This window comes from Prevotella sp. PTAC (assembly GCF_013166535.1).
Taxonomy (GTDB): domain Bacteria; phylum Bacteroidota; class Bacteroidia; order Bacteroidales; family Bacteroidaceae; genus Prevotella.
In genome coordinates this window covers 228,717-246,422 of sequence record NZ_JABKKK010000003.1, presented here as the reverse complement: position 1 = coordinate 246,422, position 17,706 = coordinate 228,717, and the positions used below count along the sequence as shown (strand labels likewise).

The following is a 17,706-nucleotide window of genomic DNA, read 5'->3' as shown; positions in this document are numbered from 1 at the left end:
GTCTTGGTTGGCGGCAGCCAGTCCTTCCTCTGTGTAAGGCAGGAAGAGATAAGTGTTGCGGGCCGCATTATGCTGGTGTATGGCGACCGCCTCACCGGCTGTGGCAAGAACGGCATCGTTTGCGAAATACTCACCGAGAGACACTCCGGTGATACCGCCGTCTGTCAACAATTCAAGGCCTGATGTGATATCGAGATCAGCGAAAAGAGCGTTGTCTGCCATTTCAGTAGGAACAGTGACTGACATTTCCGAAGTAGCTACGGGCTTGCCATATCCCCATGCCTCATACAGGGCGGCATTCATGTTGAGTACCGGCTCGTAAGCGATGGCGCTCTTCAATGTGGGAACGATAGCGTCTGTAGCAGCAACATAAGGAGAGATTACAACCGCATCATAACCCTGAAGCTCTTCAAGTGAGGATGTCTCGGAAGATGCTACCGTATTGAGTTCCACACCATCAGTGGCGCTGAGGAACACATAAGCCAGGTCTTCATCAATAGTAGCGGTATTAGTCACATAAGCGACTTTCTTCGCTTTCTCCACATCCGGCACGTCACCGTCACCGACTGTGATATAATAAAGGTGGCAACCATTAGTATTGCGAATCTGGATATCAACGGTTCCGTCTTCCTCATTAGTGGGAGTTACATCAGCAGGTACGAGCCATGTCAGATCCTGGTATGTGGTAGGCTTAGGCACCGCATTTCCATCCGGATCAAGCAATTTCGTTCCTGATGTTCCACGACCCACATAAAGCTCAACACCGCGGGCTTCTGCCGATTTATGTGACTCTACACCCATCTTAATGGTTGTACCGGGAGCCACGTGAGGTATCACGAAGTAGTTTTTCGTTTTGCTACCGAGCCACAAGTAAGAGGGACCGTGATACTCACCCAAGCTGGGCAGCAGATAGTTCACAGCGATGGCGAGCGAACGGTCTGCCGTATTTGTATACCACAGGCCATCGAGTTCCTTGATTACAGTCTCATTGGCTGTAAGAACAACCTCGCCGTCGGCAACACCTCTTGACTTTACTTCCCAGAAACAGTTGTTCTTTGACGCTTCTGTCGGCTCAGACTGGTCTGCCTTCTCAATGTCGGACCAATCCGAACCTGCCATAAGGTTGGCCACGGTCTCGGAACTCCACTTGGTGAAGTCCCATGACTTTCGATAAGTCGTCTGCGCATCGGCACTGAGTGCCAATACGAGAGTCAATGTCAATAATAGAATTTTCTTCATTACACTAATCTTGTTTTAAACTAATAATAATTATTTATCGGTATTTTGGTCAGTATCATTCTTCTGTTCCGAAGATATTTTCAAATCATAAGGAATCCAGTTGCCACCCGCCAGGATTTTGGAACGAATCTCCCCGGCTTTACCTGTCGCCTCATATTTGGGGCACACACGATCGGCAATGATGGAATTGTCGCCATAACGCACAGCCATACGGTTCATCATGGGATATGCCTTTCCCTCGCAAGCAAATTCAAGCATTGCCTCATCGAGAATGGCGAGGTCGTTGAACTTGAACGTTTCGCGTTCGCCGAGTTCAAGGATGGACATCTTGACAGGACGGGCCGTAAGACCGTAGCAACCGCGGATACCCATTGACGGATATCTGCGAGTTCCCCACTCCGCATCACTGGTCCAGTTGCGGGAGAAGCCCTCCCACTCCGCATCACCGGCAACGAATATCTCCTTGGTGACACCGGTGTTGAACACACCGTTCATTGCGGTAAACCGCTTCAAATGATTAAGCGCCTCCGCAAGCAACATGTGATACTGTGTGGCACGGTATATATAGATATGCACATCGTCCTGATACGGGTTCACCCTGACACTGCTGCCTACAGGGCGGAACTTGGCAATGTAGGGCTGACCGCTGGCCGTACCGAACATACACTTGTAACGTGTGTCATTCGTTGTCGCGCCGGGGTTGAAATCCTTATCTATAAAGTGCTCTATACCATACTCTGACGGACGAAGCCAATACTTGTTCGGATATTCGTTAGAGAAATGCTTCAACAGGGTATTGGTCTGATTGAGAGTATAGTCATAAATCAACGCGGCCACAACCTCACACTGATACGGCTGGGCATTATTCCAAATGGGAGTATAATGACCAGGAGTAGCCGCGGAGGGCAACCAATAAACCGTAGAACCCGGGTCCTTCGGTGTTGTCATATACTTACAATCCGCATAATATGTAAGAATATTGAGCAATACATCCGCCGCTTTCTTATAATAAGACTCGGCGTCTACACCCTTGCCGTCAAGACATGCGCCCTTCCAGAGGTTGAGCTCTCCATAAATACCCTCGTATGGCGGCACCATCCAATTCCATTTGCGATATTGCGAATTTGCGGCATTGGTCACATTGCTCGGATCCAGCCACGCAATCCAATCGATAGTACGGTTGGTAGGAACACCTTCGAAACCGGTATCCATGAGATTGATACACTTGTCGATGAGCGGTTCCAGTTCCAAGAACTCAAAACCTTCGCCCTCAGTGATGTCCGTCACTTTGGTAATAGGAGTATCAAACCATACGGCCTTGCCGTATATCTCCGCCAAAGTCTTATATGTCCAAACCTTGATACGCACTGTCGAAGACACAAGGTCTTTCCATATATCATCATCCACATCGGGATTCTTGCGATACTCTTTCATCTTCACAAGATAATCGTTGCAGGCTATTATGACTTCATAATAGCCGGCAGGATCCGCATACGAATTGCCTTGCAAGTTATCCGCGTAATTATAAAGAGCTATCAACTCGGGAGTGGAATCGTCTGTCGGTTCAAGAAGGTCCGCACGGGTATCGGTGAGGAATATTTCCTTGTCACCGATAACCTGCAGCTTAGTCATAATGCCGAGAAATCCCGTATACATTTCCGTATTTGAGGAAATGTAATCCCCACCGTCTAATTCGTCGTCGGTGTCAGGATCAAAGAAATCGCTGCACGACGTGAACGACATCGTGGCTGAAAGCAACAGCGATATACTGAATATCGAATAAAATATCTTTTTCATGTAATTTGTATTTTATCAATTAGAACTTGAGATTTACACCGAACTTTATCGAGCGCGGAGCGGAAACCTTGGCATAGTCCACACCCTGGTATACCGAACTGTTGGAATAAGAGAATTCCGGGTCGAGACCAAGGTAATCGGTAATGCAGAAAAGATTCTCACCGGTTACGAAGAGTGTTCCTCCCTGAATGAAATTGAAGAGGGGCTTATTCCATGTATAACTCAACGTGACATCACGCAATTTGAGATAAGAGGCATCCTCTATCCAACGATCGCTGAAGTCATTGTTTCCGACCTTGTCACCGTACATCACACGGGGAATGTCTGTAACCTGTCCTTCCATAGACCAACGGCGAACCATGGATATACTCTGATTGGAGAAGTCTGAACCGGATTCCGTCACACGACGCACGGCATTATAAGCATCGTTACCTACCGAGTATGCCATTGTGACATCAAGCGCGAAGTTCTTGTATTCCACACGTGTGAAAATGCTACCGAAGAAATCGGGAGTAGCGCTACCGATAACAACCTTATCGTCATCGTTGATTATATTGTCGTTATTCATGTCCACATAACGCATGTCGCCGGCCTGATACTTCACACCACTACGGTTTGAAAGATTTGCGGCGGCAGCCTCAGCTGTCGTAGAGAATACGCCGTTTGTCTTATAGCCATAGAAAGCATAGGGGTTCTCTCCCACACGAGTGATAATCTCTGCGCCGTCATTGAGCGGAGTGACTATGTCATTGATGTTTCCGAGAGACTTGACCTCGTTCTTGAGCGTTGTAAGATTTCCACCGATCGTCCATTTGAGATCCTTTGTATAGATCGGTGTCACCGCCAAGCTCAACTCCAAACCGGAAGATGATATCTCCGCGTCATTATTATAGTATGTGCTCGTTCCGAGAACAGAAGAGCGCACACCGGTCATGAGGACATTCTTGGCATTGATGTCGTAATATCCGACACCAAGGTCTACACGGTTGTTCCACAGCGATGTCTCAACACCGAGATTCAAAGTGTAATCGGTCTCTGCCTCGAGTTTGGTATTAGGCACGTTGGCGCGCACAATACCTGCGATTGTCTGATATGGACGGGATGTATAATAGTATTTACCCAGCTTGCTGCTGTAACGGCTGTTACCCGTAAGTCCATAGTTGGCATAAAGGTTCAACTTGTTTATAAAATCAAAAGTCTTCAAGCCGGGCAACTGCTTTGCCATGACCACAACCTCTCCTGCCGGATAGAATGACATGCGTGTGGCATCCTTGCCGATACTTGACGCGCCGTCCCACGATGCGGACAGACCGACCTTCAACAGATTTGCGAATGTATAGTCCGCATGGGCATATAAGTTCATCCAGTTCCACTTATTGTTATAACCGGAGAAGTACTTACCCAACGACTGGGCGTCACCCAATGTCTGGTAATAGTCATTGTTAGAGTTGCGGCCGAAAGCGGCATCATACTCATAGCTGGTAAGCAACGCCTGATAACCGGCCATGAAATTGAACTTATTGTCTGGGTTCAGGTTCCATTTGTATACGGCATTGGCTCCGTAATACATATTAAAAGTATGATTGGTACCTATCCTGACAGAGTTTTCGGCCTTACCATACTGGTCAAACAAAGGAACTATGTCATTGTTGTTCTTGCCCGGAATGAAAGCTTCTTCCTGATTATAGTTGTAATACATTCCCACTACACCGTTAATGGTAAGGTTCGCGATGGGATTATAAATCAACTGTATCTTCGCGTTCATGTCATACTGACGGCTTTTTCCGTAAAGAGTGTTCACAATGGCAAGAGGGTTTGACACGAAAAAGTCGTCTTTCTCTATCGCTCCATACTTGTAGCTCGAATAGGTATTGATGAGGTGTCCATACATATCGCTCTTCCACGGACTCAGCAACGGGCTGCGGCGATATGCCGCCAACATGGGGTTTGTCTCGTAAGACATTCCCTGCTCCTGATAGTCACCCGTCAGATAAGCGGCGTTAATGGCGGCCTGGATTTCCAGTTTCTTGCTCACCAGCACAGACGCATTGACCTGAGTGTTATAGCGCTGGCTGCTTGTGCTCTTCAATGTACCGTCATCACCCATGTAGCCCAATGAGATATTGTACTTGGCAATATTGTCACCACCCTCCACACGGAACAGGTAGTCCATAGTGTTGCTGTTTCGGTATATCTCATCCTGCCAGTCTGTGTTGTACTGATACAGATAGGCCTTGTTGGCGTTAGGATCGGACAAGAATGTAAAATCCTTAAAGAAAGCCTCCATATTATCGTAATATGTAAGACCCATATCGGACAAATAGCTCTTGTACTGGTTTGAATTCATCACCGGTATACGACGGTTGTTCCAGTTAAAGCCATAAATAGCCGAGAAAGATATACGCGTATTGACATCTGTCGAAGTTGCCTGGTCGGTCTCGATCATTATCACGCCGTTTGAACCGAGCGAACCGTAAATAGCGGCGTCAGCGCCCTTCAGTATTGTGATATTACGAATATCCTGACCGTTCAAGGCCTGGAATATGGAGCGTGAGTAGCCGTTTATGATCTGGCTCATATTCATATCGGGCATATAAGGCACTCCGTTTATCACTACAAGAGGAGAATTCTCCGCCACAAGCGACTTGATACCTCTCAACTGCATGTAAGCGCCCTCACCGGTCATACCGCTTTTGTTCACGACATTAAGTCCGGTGACACTTCCTTTCAGAGCCTTGTCTATCGACATGGAACCCAACGCAAAGTCCTTACGGTTCACATTGCTCACACCGGCCACTGACATATCATTCTCATACTTGCCGTGCGGCAACAATGCGGTCTCGTTGTAACGTGTCTTGTCAGTTTCCACCATATAGACGTTCAAACCTGTCACGTCGGCATTCTTCAGATATTCCGTCTTTGTATAAAATCCCTCATGGCGGAAACTTACAATGGCGCCAGCCTTGACACTGTCCATCGCAAAAGTTCCGTCGCTTGCCGAACGTGTTGTCGTGCAGCCGGGGCTTGTGATGACGACATCGGCAATCGGCTGATTGGCAGAGTTCACCACTCTACCGGTCAACTTTTGTGCGAATCCATCGGTCGTGAAAACGGCCGACAGACTCAGACACAGAACAAATCTCTTTATATTTTCGTTCATATCGTTAATTTTTTCTTAGTAGTTGTTTACTGTCGGACGCAGACACCAGTGGTGCAAAGTCATACCGGTCTGTTCATTCCAGTTGTCTGCCTCAATACGAATAACAATCTGTGAAGCGGAACCGTTGCCATTCACATCAGGAATGACAACCTCATCTATGATTGGACCGCCGTCGGTATCATAATTGCCGGCTTTCTTGTCAGACAGCTTGGAGGGATCGTAACCTTCCGGATACCTGTCAGGCAATGTCGCGCCACGGTCATAGTGATAAGTGGTGGCAGAACCGAGAGTAATCGGATTTGAAACCGATACCACCTGGCCGTTTACCAGTACAGACACTTTTATTGTCATGTTCTGATTCTGCTTGAAACCCATAGCCAGACGATATGATCCCGGCGGGACAAGATAAGGCTCGACAGATGTTCCGCCACCTATGTTTTCCTTCAATCTGACGGGGGTAAAATCAAGACGCAGATTGCCTTGCGGACCGTCATCACCGGGGCCAAGTATGAGAACACGGTTTTCCACTTCCGGCCATACGCCTGACAGCGGAGTCCACGCAGCGACATCGGTATTACACTTGGAGAAGACCATGTTGGTCATCTTGAAATACTCCTCTTTCTGTGCATCCGTGCAGTTCTCATAATAATAGAACTTGTCTTTCAGACGATACATAAGCAGATTGTTGGGCATGTGTACCTTATTCACATTATAGACAATGCCGTTAGACAGCTCTATCGGATTTTCCTTGTCTATCGAATGGGCGTTTGTACGCCACTGCTTGTTGAAAATACTCTTGATGTCTTCCGCCTCGGCATTCTGCAACTGGTCTGCCGTATATCTCCTGTTATAGAAGCTCACGTCCCTGATCCAATTAAGAAGAGCCGAGTCCGGACGTTCCATTCCCCACATTGTCAGACGCGCACGCGCTTCTGACATAGCGGCATTGATAACATCGTTCGAGAACAGAAGCATCGTGGCGGTAAGCGACTCCGAATTCATGTCGAAGCCTTTCTCCTCAAAATGCGCGTTGGTATATATCCACACCGTGTCATAAACAGTGTTGCCCTCATTGTTTACACCTATCGGCTTACTGTTCACACGGTCAAACACCTTTCCTCCGCTGCTCAATACCAAATCCTTGAATATCGAATAATTATCGTCAAGCGAGTTGATGAAATCCGACAACGAAGTAGGAGTCTCTATCATATCGGAGATGACATAGATATATCCGTTGGTTGTCTGGATAACCTCTTTCACCGATGCGTTGTTGAACTTTATATGATCCACAATGGCTCCTTGCTCGCCTTCTTCGTCCATGGTGACGTTGACATATTTTCCATGCCACATCATCAGACGCTCACCGTTATGCAAGTTGGCGGGAGATACCGACACGTCACTGACATGCGACTTCGTGACAAACACGACATCATCCGCGTCAGGCTGTCTGTAATTATCGTTCGTAACCACAAGCATGGTGCTGAGCTGTCCTTTCTTGTTCAGTTCGCTATATATGCCGTTTTCCTTGAACAGATTGCTCATGTCGGATAAATCCGCACGGCTGTTCATGTACTCGGCACTGCTCATGTTAACGATTTTCAACTCGTTGTTGTTTATTACCGTAGAGCCGTTTCCATAATGGTCGTTGTCTTCCAGGTTCGAGCAGGAAGCGAAAGCGAAAGCCATCATGGCCGCGCATGACGTGCGGAAAAGCCAACGGGAAATGCTTATATTTACTTTTTTCATAACTGTTTGCTTTATTAAGTGTTCATTATTCAATCGGTGTGAATGTGATGCAATCGAACTGCAAGCTGAAACCAGACTCCGAACTTGCGGCCGGATCCAACACAACAAACTTAAAGTTATGTGATGATGTCTCGGTAAACTCTACCTCATCGTATATCGTGGATGTGTATATACCCGGCAAAGCGCTCGGTACTTTCGTATACGGTGCGGTGAATACGGTTGTCTCCTCCCTGTCGTCAAAAGTCATACGCAGAAGTCCGCCGTTTCCTTTTGTCTGCTGACGCATGAAATTCTGTGTAGCGGTATAGATGAGAGTAAGTTCCACTTTGTACTTGCCTCTTACCAAGGTCGGTGTAGGCATCTGCACAAAGCCCATATAGCCCAGATTAAACACAACCTTGTCATTATTGTTCGCTTTCACCGTGTTACCGCTGATCTTATATGACTTGCTCGTCACATAGTCAATGTCACTGAACGAGTTGTTCTTCGTTCCCGACTCACTCATCTCGTACGTGAAACAAGCGGCGTTGGCCACGCGTGTCCTGCTTTCCGATGCCACCGGCTCGGCAGGTTGGTAATCTTCGGGACTAACGATATTCTTTATCTCTGTGTAGTCACCCAAATCCCATACGACCACCGACTGTTTCGGCTCCCAAACGGGCAGCCATGAGGTCAGCTGGTGCATATATCCGTTCTTTGCCAGTACATTGGAGGCTTCGGGAATGAACTTGGCGCTCACGCCCTCACCGTTGAGAACATATTTGTCTGCCTCGACAGTCGTCAGAGTATCGGTCTTAACAGTGAACACCTGATTCTTTGCCGCCGAGTTCCAGATACGTGTATCTGTCGTGGTAACCTCTCCGAGATTTGCCGTCGTATACATGTTGGTCATCACGTGATAAGCCACATACTCGCGCAGAAGGCTGTCCACGCCTACTCCCCTGTCGTCATTGGCGGCCATTTTCGTTTTCAGGTCATCCAGACTTCCGATGCCGGCCTCGCCAAATACCGCGTCAGAAACATTGAACACGGTATAATAACGCTTACTGATTGTCTTCTTTCCATCCACAATCACAGTATCGGCAATAACGGACAGCTCCTTGTCCCAGCCGGTCTCACGCATGGCGGCAGCCATTATGTTTGACGTGCCGGTCTGCAAAACACGCTCATATACCGTCTCTACAAGCGGAGTCATCGCTTTAGACAACACATATATCTTACCGTTATAAGCGCTTATTCCCATCTGTATTACCTGTCCCTCGTCATTAAGTGTCGCCTGTCCGGCATTATCAGGGTCGATCGAAATGCTGATATTGTCTGACGAAAGGTTGGTCACGGAGGTCTTTGTCACGAATGCCTCGGCCTGTATTGAGTCCGGCAATGTGTGATAGAGCACGAACGCCCTCACATAATCCTTTGACAAGTTCTCCAATCCTTCCACACCCCTGCGGCTGTAAAAGTCCTGCATAGCCTCATTGGTCGGAGCGAACGCCGTGAAGCTCACTCCTGATGTCGACTGGTTCAGCGCATTGTATGTATCCGAATATTTGAGCGCTTTCACGTATTCCGTGAAGTCGGGCTCACTTTCGAGATATACTGAAATCGGCGAGTTCAGAATATTAATATATGTCTGATCTTTAAACGGATCGGCATTTATGTTGAACACATCCGAGTCACATGCCGATACAGTAAGCGCAAGAACTGCGCCTGCCGCTATTCTATTAAGCATTTTCAATATTTTCATGTCTTTCCCTCCTTAATTAGTTGTTGCATAATAGGGATTCTGTTCGAGCAATCGATTATGATCGATATCCGCCTGCGGTATAGGCATGTACCATGCATTGGGATCCACAAGCACCGAGCGAATCCACGCCTTGTTGGTGGTCTGGTTGCCCTTGAGCACCTCACTGATGAATTCTTCCTTATACGTTTTGTCCTTTATTCTTCCGAACCAGAGCAAATCATACCAGCGCTTGCCTTCTCCCATGAATTCAAGCTCTTTCTGACTCAGCACTTCCTCAAGCAGTGTCGGTTCGTCAAGCAGCCCGATCAATACATCAGAATCTTCGCTGTCGAGATCTATATTATTATAGTTGGCCAGTCCGGCACGGTTGCGTATGCGGTTTATCTGAGCCACGGCCTCGCGGTAGTTGCCCCTCATAATCTCTGCCTGTGCCTTCATCAGTATGATTTCAGCCACACGATAGATTATGAAATTAGCGTCCTGATGAGAACGCACGCCTCCGGTAACATCCTGCACGTCGGTTCCGTTGTATTTCCACATATAGAACGTGTTTGCGGTCTGATACGGCGAACCGTTATCCGTCACATATGTTCCGAGCATCATGCGTCCCATACGGCCTTCCGGCGACATTCCGGCCTTTTCAAGTTCTTCCGTCTCGGTACGCATCTTCTCCATTGCCTCATTGGTGAAAATCAGGCGTGAGGACGTAGACTGTGACCACAGCGAAGCGAAGTTATTGTTCTTAAGCTCTATGTTGTAGTCCCAGTTCAGTTCGAATATGCTTTCGTTTGAGTTTCCGGGATAGAACATCGTGTACCAGTCGTTGGTATTTGTGATAAACACCGGGCGGAACGCATCCGTGGCGTTCAGTATCATATCGCAGTACTTCACGCAATCGTCGTAGTCCCCGTTCCACAGGCACACGTCTGCCATAAGGGCATAGAGAGCCCACTTCGTGGCACGGCCTTTTGTCTGCCAGTCCACTTCGTAAGAACCTTTCGCGGCTCCGGTGGCAAGAGCGGTCTCAACGTCTTTCTTTATACGATCCACTATCTCCTTCTCCGTAGACTTGGCTATGTCAAAGGAGTTGGTATCATCCACATAAGGCTCTGTTATCAGAGGCACGCTCTGATAGTTTTTCAACAATACCAGATAAGAATAAGCACGCTGGAAATAAGCCTCGCAGAGGTGTGAGTTCATCACAGACTCGTAGTAAGTATTGTCCAGGCTTCTTACTCCCGGGGCATAGTGGATTACCGAGTTGGCATTGTCTATGACCTTGTAGAAATTCGAATACTCGCACAACTTATAACTCGGAGTAAGGTTGAAGTCTTGCAGCTTCACATCGTCACTGTTACGTGAGTAGAACGCTCCACCGCGCAACTCACCCCACTTGATGTAATTGGGCACGCAATCACGCATGTAATAGTAGCCCGAGGTCACAACAGACTCCACGTCTTCTTTCGATTTCCAATAATCATCGGTGACCTGCTCGTTATTAGGTTTGAGATCAAGCCAGTCGTTGCATGATGTTGTGAACATCAGGCAGAGCAGGCTTAACAATATATTTATTTTCTTATTCATTGTTCCTTAGAAATTAACGGTTAGACCAAATGCAAAACGCTTGGAAACAGGAGTTGTGGCATTGTCTTCCACAAGCTTTGTGGCCGATGGCAGACTAACCTCGGGATCCTGACCTTTATAGCCCGTCCATGTAAACAGGTCGTATCCTGTCACGAACACGTTGGCGCGCGATATGCCCCAGTTCAGCTTCTGGAGCAACTTCTTGGGCACGTTCCAGCTAAGCGACAATGTCTTCAGGCGAACGAATGTGGCATCCTCGACAAAACGGTCCGAACCGAGATAGTTGTAGCCCATGCCGTAAAGTGCGCGCGGGATATCCGTCTGGTCGCCTTCGGCACGCCAGCGGCTCAGCACCGCCGTGCTCTGGTTTCCGGTACCATACATGCTTTCAAGGTTCATACGAGCCTTGTTGATAATCTTCTGTCCGAAACGGCCGTAGAAGAATGTGGTAAGAGTGAGGTCCTTCCATTTCACCTGGAAACCTCCACCGCCGATGAGTTTCGGATTGGCGTTGCCGAGGTATACGATATCGTTCTCGTTGATTACACCGTCATGGTTGATGTCCTCATACTTGGCATCGCCGGGGAAAGCCTGCGTGGAACCGTTACGCATGATGATAGGATTACCGTTGTAGTCGCGCATCACGGCGCCGTTCTTGTCGCGTGCGTATGTATCTTCAGCGTTCTGGTATACACCCTTGTAGCGGTATCCGTAGAACGAACCGATAGGAGCGTTTTCAAGAATACGGAGAGCATAGTTTCCGTTTCCGAACGTATAGTTCTCATATTTATATGTAGACGGTAGCTCCTCTACCTTGTTCACGTTGCGGCTGATGTTTGCGTTAACGCTCACAAACCAGTCTTTCTTCTTCAATACCTGATAGTCGAAGCGCAACTCGAAACCCTTGTTGCTGAGCACACCCGAGTTGATCCACGCTATCTTGTCGTAACCTGTGGTAGACGGCAGCTTGGTGTCTTTGAGCAACAGGTCTGATGTCTTCTTGTCATAGTAGTCGAACGTGATGTTCAACTTATCCCACAGACGCAGGTCCACACCGAAGTCATACTCACGGGTAGACTGCCATTTGAGGTTTTCGAGCTGCATACGGATCGCGTGTATGGCCTGCATGTCCATATACTGGCCGAGCGAGGTGTACGCACCGTAGTACCGTGCGGCACCGGAAGGAGCCTTACCTGCCCATCCGAGACCGAAACGCAGTTTACCTTCGGTGAACCACTTGTGGAACGACTCGCTCCAGAAGTGCTCCTTGTCGATGTTCCATGCCAGACCGAACGCCGGGTATGTACCGAAACGGTTCCTGCCGCCCATCGCCGAGTTACCCTCGTAGTTGACAGACGCTTTCAGCACGTAACGCTCGTCGTAAGAGTACACGGCCTGACCGATAAACGATACCGAGCGGGCCTCCGAGTTTCCTGAACCTGATGATGAAACCACGCTTCCCACCACGGGGTCTGAAAGATTGGAAGAGGCGTTACCGTATGTCACGCTCGAGCTGTTGAACGACTGGCTCTGGTAAGTACGGAAGATGGCTGTCGCCGTAAGTCCGTGCTTCTTTCCAAGTACATTGTTATATAATAATTTAGCTTCCGATTGCAGTGTAAATCCGTCTGATGTGGCGTCGGTTGCCTGGTTGGCGTTTGAGTTTGTCCACAGCACTCCCGTAGCTTCCTGCGGCAAGAATTTTTTATTCTTGTTTGTCTTCATGTTGAGTGCCACCCAACCCTGGAAACGCAGGTGGAACGGGAATTCATACTCAAGCATTACCTTCATCTTTTCCTCGCGCATGGTTGTCTTGTTGAAACCAAGATCCACCAGTGCCACAGGGTTATAGTTATCCTTGTAACCTCCCTGGAAGTCACTTTCCTGCATGAAGTATCTGCCTGTGGCCAATCCTGTCACGTCATCAATCCAATAAGGACTTAAGTTAGGCATCTTCTTCTGGGCCATCGAGCGGGCATTATCAAGCACATTCGCTTCTTTCTCAGTGTTTGTGAACGAGAAGTCGGTATGCACGCGCAGACGGTCGGAGAAGTTGTAAGTAATCTTGAACTGGGTCGAGAGACGGTCGAGACCTGTTCCCTTTGTGGTACCCTGCTCATTGTAGTATCCGAGACTGAAACGGTATGTTGCCTTCTCACCACCACCGCTCATAGAGAAGTTGTTATCCGTGATGACAGCGTCCTGCTTCACGGCATCGAGCCAGTCGGTATCGCAATTATACTCGTCATAGTACTTGTATGCCTTGTTATAGTTTATCTCATCGGCATTGAAGAGCATGTCCATTTCGGAAGAGGCATTTGATATACCTTTCGAGTTGGCGGCGTTCCACAGCTCGTCCTGCATCAGCGAAGTATACTGGCGGCCGTTGAGCAGCGGGATGGATGCCGGCTCTTTCTTCACGGTAAACTTGGTTGAGAAAGAGAACTGCGTCTTTCCGTACGAGCCTCGCTTGGTGTTGATGAGCAACACGCCGTTGGCTCCCTTGGAACCGTATATCGCCGTTGCCGACGCGTCTTTGAGCACGTCGATGCTCTCGATGTTCGACGGGGCGATGTTCAGAAGCGCACCGAAGTCTTCCTCATTGGCGGTCTGGAAACTGAAATCATTGGAAATATCAACATCGTAAGGCACACCGTCGACCACGATGAGCGGCTCGGCATCGCCGTCGAGCGTGCTCGTACCGCGGATACGTATCGAACTGCGCGCACCCGGGTCTCCGCCGAGGTTGATGTCAAGACCGGAAATCTGTCCTTGCAGAGCCTCCTCGATTGTTCCGATGGGGCTTTGCTCCACAATCTCACCCACCTGCAGTGTCTGCATGGACGATGTCTGTTCAAGACGTGACACACCCATCCGGTCGGAGCGGCGCGAAACGACCTTGATTTCCTTTACCTTGTTGGCCTCGTCACTCTCAAGCGTGAAGTTAAGTGTTGTCTGTCCGTTATAGTTAACGGTCTTGGTTTTCATACCGATATATGACACACGGACTTTCAGTTTGCCCGCGTTTGCCGGCACTTGGAGCGTATAGTTACCGTTGAAGTCGGTCACCGCGCCCTTGATATATCGGTTCTGAGAGTTCACCAGCACCACGTTGGCGCCAAGCACAGGCTCCTTAGTGTTGCCCACCATCTCCGAAACGATACCCGATATCACATTCTGGGCGGAAGCCGCCATGCCGAACGATACCAGCATAACCATCAGAAGTGATATTCTCACGTTTATTTTTATTGATTTAATTCTGTTCATGATCGTCGTTTTTATCATTGCAGTATGCCGTCGATAAGATGGAAGCATCCGTCATTGAAGGCGAACGGCAGATAATTGTAATCAGGAATGACAGTCGTCGTATTGCCGGAGCCTACGAAATTGACTGTCAGCTTTGTACCGTCGTCAGACACGTTTACCCTGTCCGAGCCGGTGGTATTGAACTCACCTTTGCACGAAGATCCTATATATGGATATGAGGTGAACGAGTTCATGGTGGAAGTCACGAAATATGAGCGCAGGTAATTTGCCAGCTGCGTCTTCTCGGAAGACGACGGTGTGCCCGAAAGAATACCGTCGTTTACCGTCAGTTTGCCTGCACCCGGAATCTTGTCGAGATTTGCCGCGATAGCCGCGTTGGTGGGAATGAAAGCGAAGAAACGGTCGCCTGGTAAGACTATGCTCGTAGAAAGTCCGTTACCTACGGAGAGACCCGCTTTCTGCAACAGTTGCGCGAACATATAATAAGAATAGTTCTTGTCGTTGCATATAGCCAGGCGGCGTGCGAGTCCGTCGCCGCTCGCTGCCTCGAAGATGGCCTCAGCGTCGTAAGAGTAAGAGTTTCCGTTGTCCCATGCCTCTCCATTGTTTGCCTGCAAGTGGAGGTCCACGAACGGCGAGCCGGTATATGTAGGCTCAAGCTGCTGGTTGAAAAGGGCGTTGGTAGTTATCTTACCGTCCTTTACGAACCAATAGTTGTACGGCAGGTTGGTCTCCACCACCTGCGTGCCGTTGTCTGACAGGCTCTTTATGTTCTGTGCGGTGTGCATGTCCACGATACGCTCCATAGAGGCTGAACTCATCTCCACAAAATCACCGGCATCGCTGCTGTACTGCTGCAACTGCTTGCCGGTAGTAGTGGAATAGAGGCGCATTGCCGGATCGGCTTTCTCGAACTGTGTGTTGTTGGGCATGAGTGTCACGAAGTCTGTGTTGCGTGACGCAAGCGAGAGCATACGCTGCGAACCGGTAAGAGCATAAAGATATGTGAGGAAGTTCTTATCCTTGAACGCCGGACCCACAACGGAAGAGAATATCGCCGGGGCGTCCATCTTATCCATACCGTATAATATGCCGTTGGCACATATCTTCCTGTCTGTCACCTGCTCCGGGTCGATGTTTATCGGCGTTCCGTAAACCGTGAGCACGTCTCCGGCCTTTATCTCTTCGGGGAACACTATGAAATTGTCCTTGGCAAACGACTGCAACAGGAAATATTCAAGTATCAGGTCGTCAAGATTGTCGAGCGAGGTATATCCGCCCTCGGCTGTCCAGTACGTCTTGAAGAAATTGTCTATCGCCGCGTTTGAAGGCGCGAATACATTATATCCCGCATACTCAAGTGTGGCGACGGCCTGCCAGCTTAGCACCGGCCACTCCATAGCTATCGAAGGCAATGTGCCGTGACGGTGTACGTATGCTATGTATCCGAGCGAGTTGTTTATATCTTCGGATGCCGGCTCGTATGTAGAGTACTTGTCGTACAGTTCCACATATTTGGAGTATTGGGGATTAAACCTCAACTCGTCGTATATTGTGTTCAACGGATCAATCACGCGGTCCACATGATACAGATAACCGTTGTCGGTGACAACATTCCTGCTGTCTTTCACCTTGGCATTGGCCACATTGAACACTCCGTTGGCGCCGGCGTTTCCTTTCCACTCCGTGCCGGGATAGAAATAGTTGTAGTTGTACGCCGCGTCTATGCCCTTAGTCTCGAACATCTTGTTTGAGAACACCGGCAGGTAGCGCTCGTAATGATAGATGTTGATGAGCGTGTCGCTGGTGGCATTGGGCGTCAGCTTCACACGCTGCTGTTCTATCGGGTCGATGCTGTGCGTGCGGTGCTTGTAGAAGTAGCCCGCCATCACCTCCTTGTCCTCGTCCGTACCGGCATCGCCGTCGTCGGGGCGGAAGTTCACCATCTTGGACCAGTCGTAAGCATAGTACATCAGATGGTATCCGATGAGCTTGTTGAGATACTGCGGGTCTTTCTGTTTCAGGTCGTCGATGGACGAATAGCCCTTTTCCTTCAAGAAAGTCCTGAACGCATTGTCATCCGGCGCCATGACCGTGACGATACTGTTGCCCCTCACGATAGAGGCATAGTCGGACAAATCGACACCTCTCAGGAAGATTCCGTGATTGCCTTCTCCCTGCAACACTTCGTAGGCATTACCTTTCAGCCAGTCGGGCGACTTGTAATGGTCGCTCTCGGACAGGTCGTCCTTACAAGAACTCACCCCCCCTAACAGAAGAAGCGCAGCCAACGAAATAAACAAATCTTTTCTTTTGTTCATTGGTTATAATATTTGTTAATAATTCTCGTCAAACCCGGAAACATCGACACAACAACGTATATAGCCGACAAATACGGCCCGGAAACCGGACTCATACTGTTCCATATCCAACTATGAAATTCTCTGTTTCAAGATTGTTTTATAAAGTTTGTAGTTTGTTAGTGATTAATCGGTACAAAATTATAAAAAATTATAAGCATTGCAAAAGCCCCCTTACGGGGGGGGGCAATATTATAATGTTTTTATCAATTATTCGGGTATTATAAGACTTAACGACAAGCCAAATAAAGGCGTTAAAACACTGAAATAAATATTAATTACAAAACCCGACACGAAAAAGGCCAAGACAGCATACGCCGCATGCTGACAAACGACGCAGAGACATGGCACACAGATGTTTGTAAATAAAATATCAAACGCAAACAAGCCTGACACCACTGCGAAAACACGATAAACAGTAAAGGTCGCAGCATAAAAGACAAACCGTCACCACTGTCGCACAAATGAATATTTATACAAAAATGGGGTAAATACGCAAGCGCTTTTCCTGCGTTTTTTGATATTTACCTCACTGTGCGAGCCATAAACATCGAATAAAACCGAAGAAAAAGCCTGCCCCGTGCAATGGGATACCCGTTACACTCCATTCGGTATCCCGTTGCGTCGCGTTTAGATACCAAACGCGACGCAACGGGATGCTTAACGCACGGCAAAAAGAGGCTTGTTACAAGGATTTTAAAGGCCTGAAAACAAAAAAAGGCACCCGATGCCAAGCATCGGATGCCCCGAGTATATGATACCGGACGGCCGCAAATCCCCTTCGTGCGCGCTACATAGTCATAGCGTGC

7 protein-coding genes and 1 pseudogene are annotated in these 17,706 nt (G+C 48.5%); all 8 read right to left on the bottom strand.

The genetic code is table 11. The features are described 5' to 3' along the window. Positions 1 to 1,239, bottom strand: a pseudogene (locus HPS53_RS03690) (hypothetical protein); the annotation flags it as partial. Between the two features lie 30 nt (positions 1,240 to 1,269). Beyond that, a complete protein-coding gene (locus HPS53_RS03685) occupies positions 1,270 to 3,036 on the bottom strand; it encodes a hypothetical protein (protein ID WP_104369485.1) in 1,767 nt (588 codons plus the stop codon). A 19-nt stretch (positions 3,037 to 3,055) separates the two neighbouring features. Continuing rightward, complete coding sequence (locus tag HPS53_RS03680; RefSeq protein WP_172204445.1) at positions 3,056 to 6,196, bottom strand: SusC/RagA family TonB-linked outer membrane protein; 3,141 nt, start codon at positions 6,194 to 6,196, stop codon at positions 3,056 to 3,058. Between the two features lie 15 nt (positions 6,197 to 6,211). Further along, positions 6,212 to 7,942, bottom strand: coding sequence for a hypothetical protein (locus tag HPS53_RS03675; protein WP_172204443.1), 1,731 nt, complete (start codon positions 7,940 to 7,942; stop codon positions 6,212 to 6,214). Between the two features lie 25 nt (positions 7,943 to 7,967). Further along, positions 7,968 to 9,686 carry a DUF5108 domain-containing protein gene (locus HPS53_RS03670; RefSeq protein ID WP_172204441.1) on the bottom strand — a complete coding sequence of 573 codons (1,719 nt, stop codon included), beginning with the start codon at positions 9,684 to 9,686 and terminating at the stop codon, positions 7,968 to 7,970. 12 nt (positions 9,687 to 9,698) lie between these two features. Continuing rightward, entirely contained in the window at positions 9,699 to 11,270 is a 1,572-nt protein-coding gene (locus HPS53_RS03665; protein ID WP_104369481.1) for a RagB/SusD family nutrient uptake outer membrane protein, read from the bottom strand. A gap of 6 nt (positions 11,271 to 11,276) precedes the next feature. Then, complete coding sequence (locus tag HPS53_RS03660) at positions 11,277 to 14,537, bottom strand: SusC/RagA family TonB-linked outer membrane protein (RefSeq protein ID WP_172204439.1); 3,261 nt, start codon at positions 14,535 to 14,537, stop codon at positions 11,277 to 11,279. 14 nt (positions 14,538 to 14,551) lie between these two features. Then, on the bottom strand, positions 14,552 to 16,858 hold the full coding sequence (locus HPS53_RS03655) for a fasciclin (RefSeq protein ID WP_172204437.1): 2,307 nt from the start codon (positions 16,856 to 16,858) through the stop codon (positions 14,552 to 14,554). Positions 16,859 to 17,706: the final 848 nt, after the last annotated feature.

What these genes read in the sequence shown, in the direction of transcription:
- HPS53_RS03675 (WP_172204443.1), bottom strand. Translation starts at nt 7,942, where the DNA reads ATGAAAAAAGTAAATATAAGCATTTCCCGTTGGCTTTTCCGCACGTCA.
- HPS53_RS03680 (WP_172204445.1), bottom strand. Translation starts at nt 6,196, where the DNA reads ATGAACGAAAATATAAAGAGATTTGTTCTGTGTCTGAGTCTGTCGGCC.
- HPS53_RS03660 (WP_172204439.1), bottom strand. Translation starts at nt 14,537, where the DNA reads ATGAACAGAATTAAATCAATAAAAATAAACGTGAGAATATCACTTCTG.
- HPS53_RS03670 (WP_172204441.1), bottom strand. Translation starts at nt 9,686, where the DNA reads ATGAAAATATTGAAAATGCTTAATAGAATAGCGGCAGGCGCAGTTCTT.
- HPS53_RS03665 (WP_104369481.1), bottom strand. Translation starts at nt 11,270, where the DNA reads ATGAATAAGAAAATAAATATATTGTTAAGCCTGCTCTGCCTGATGTTC.
- HPS53_RS03655 (WP_172204437.1), bottom strand. Translation starts at nt 16,858, where the DNA reads ATGAACAAAAGAAAAGATTTGTTTATTTCGTTGGCTGCGCTTCTTCTG.
- HPS53_RS03685 (WP_104369485.1), bottom strand. Translation starts at nt 3,036, where the DNA reads ATGAAAAAGATATTTTATTCGATATTCAGTATATCGCTGTTGCTTTCA.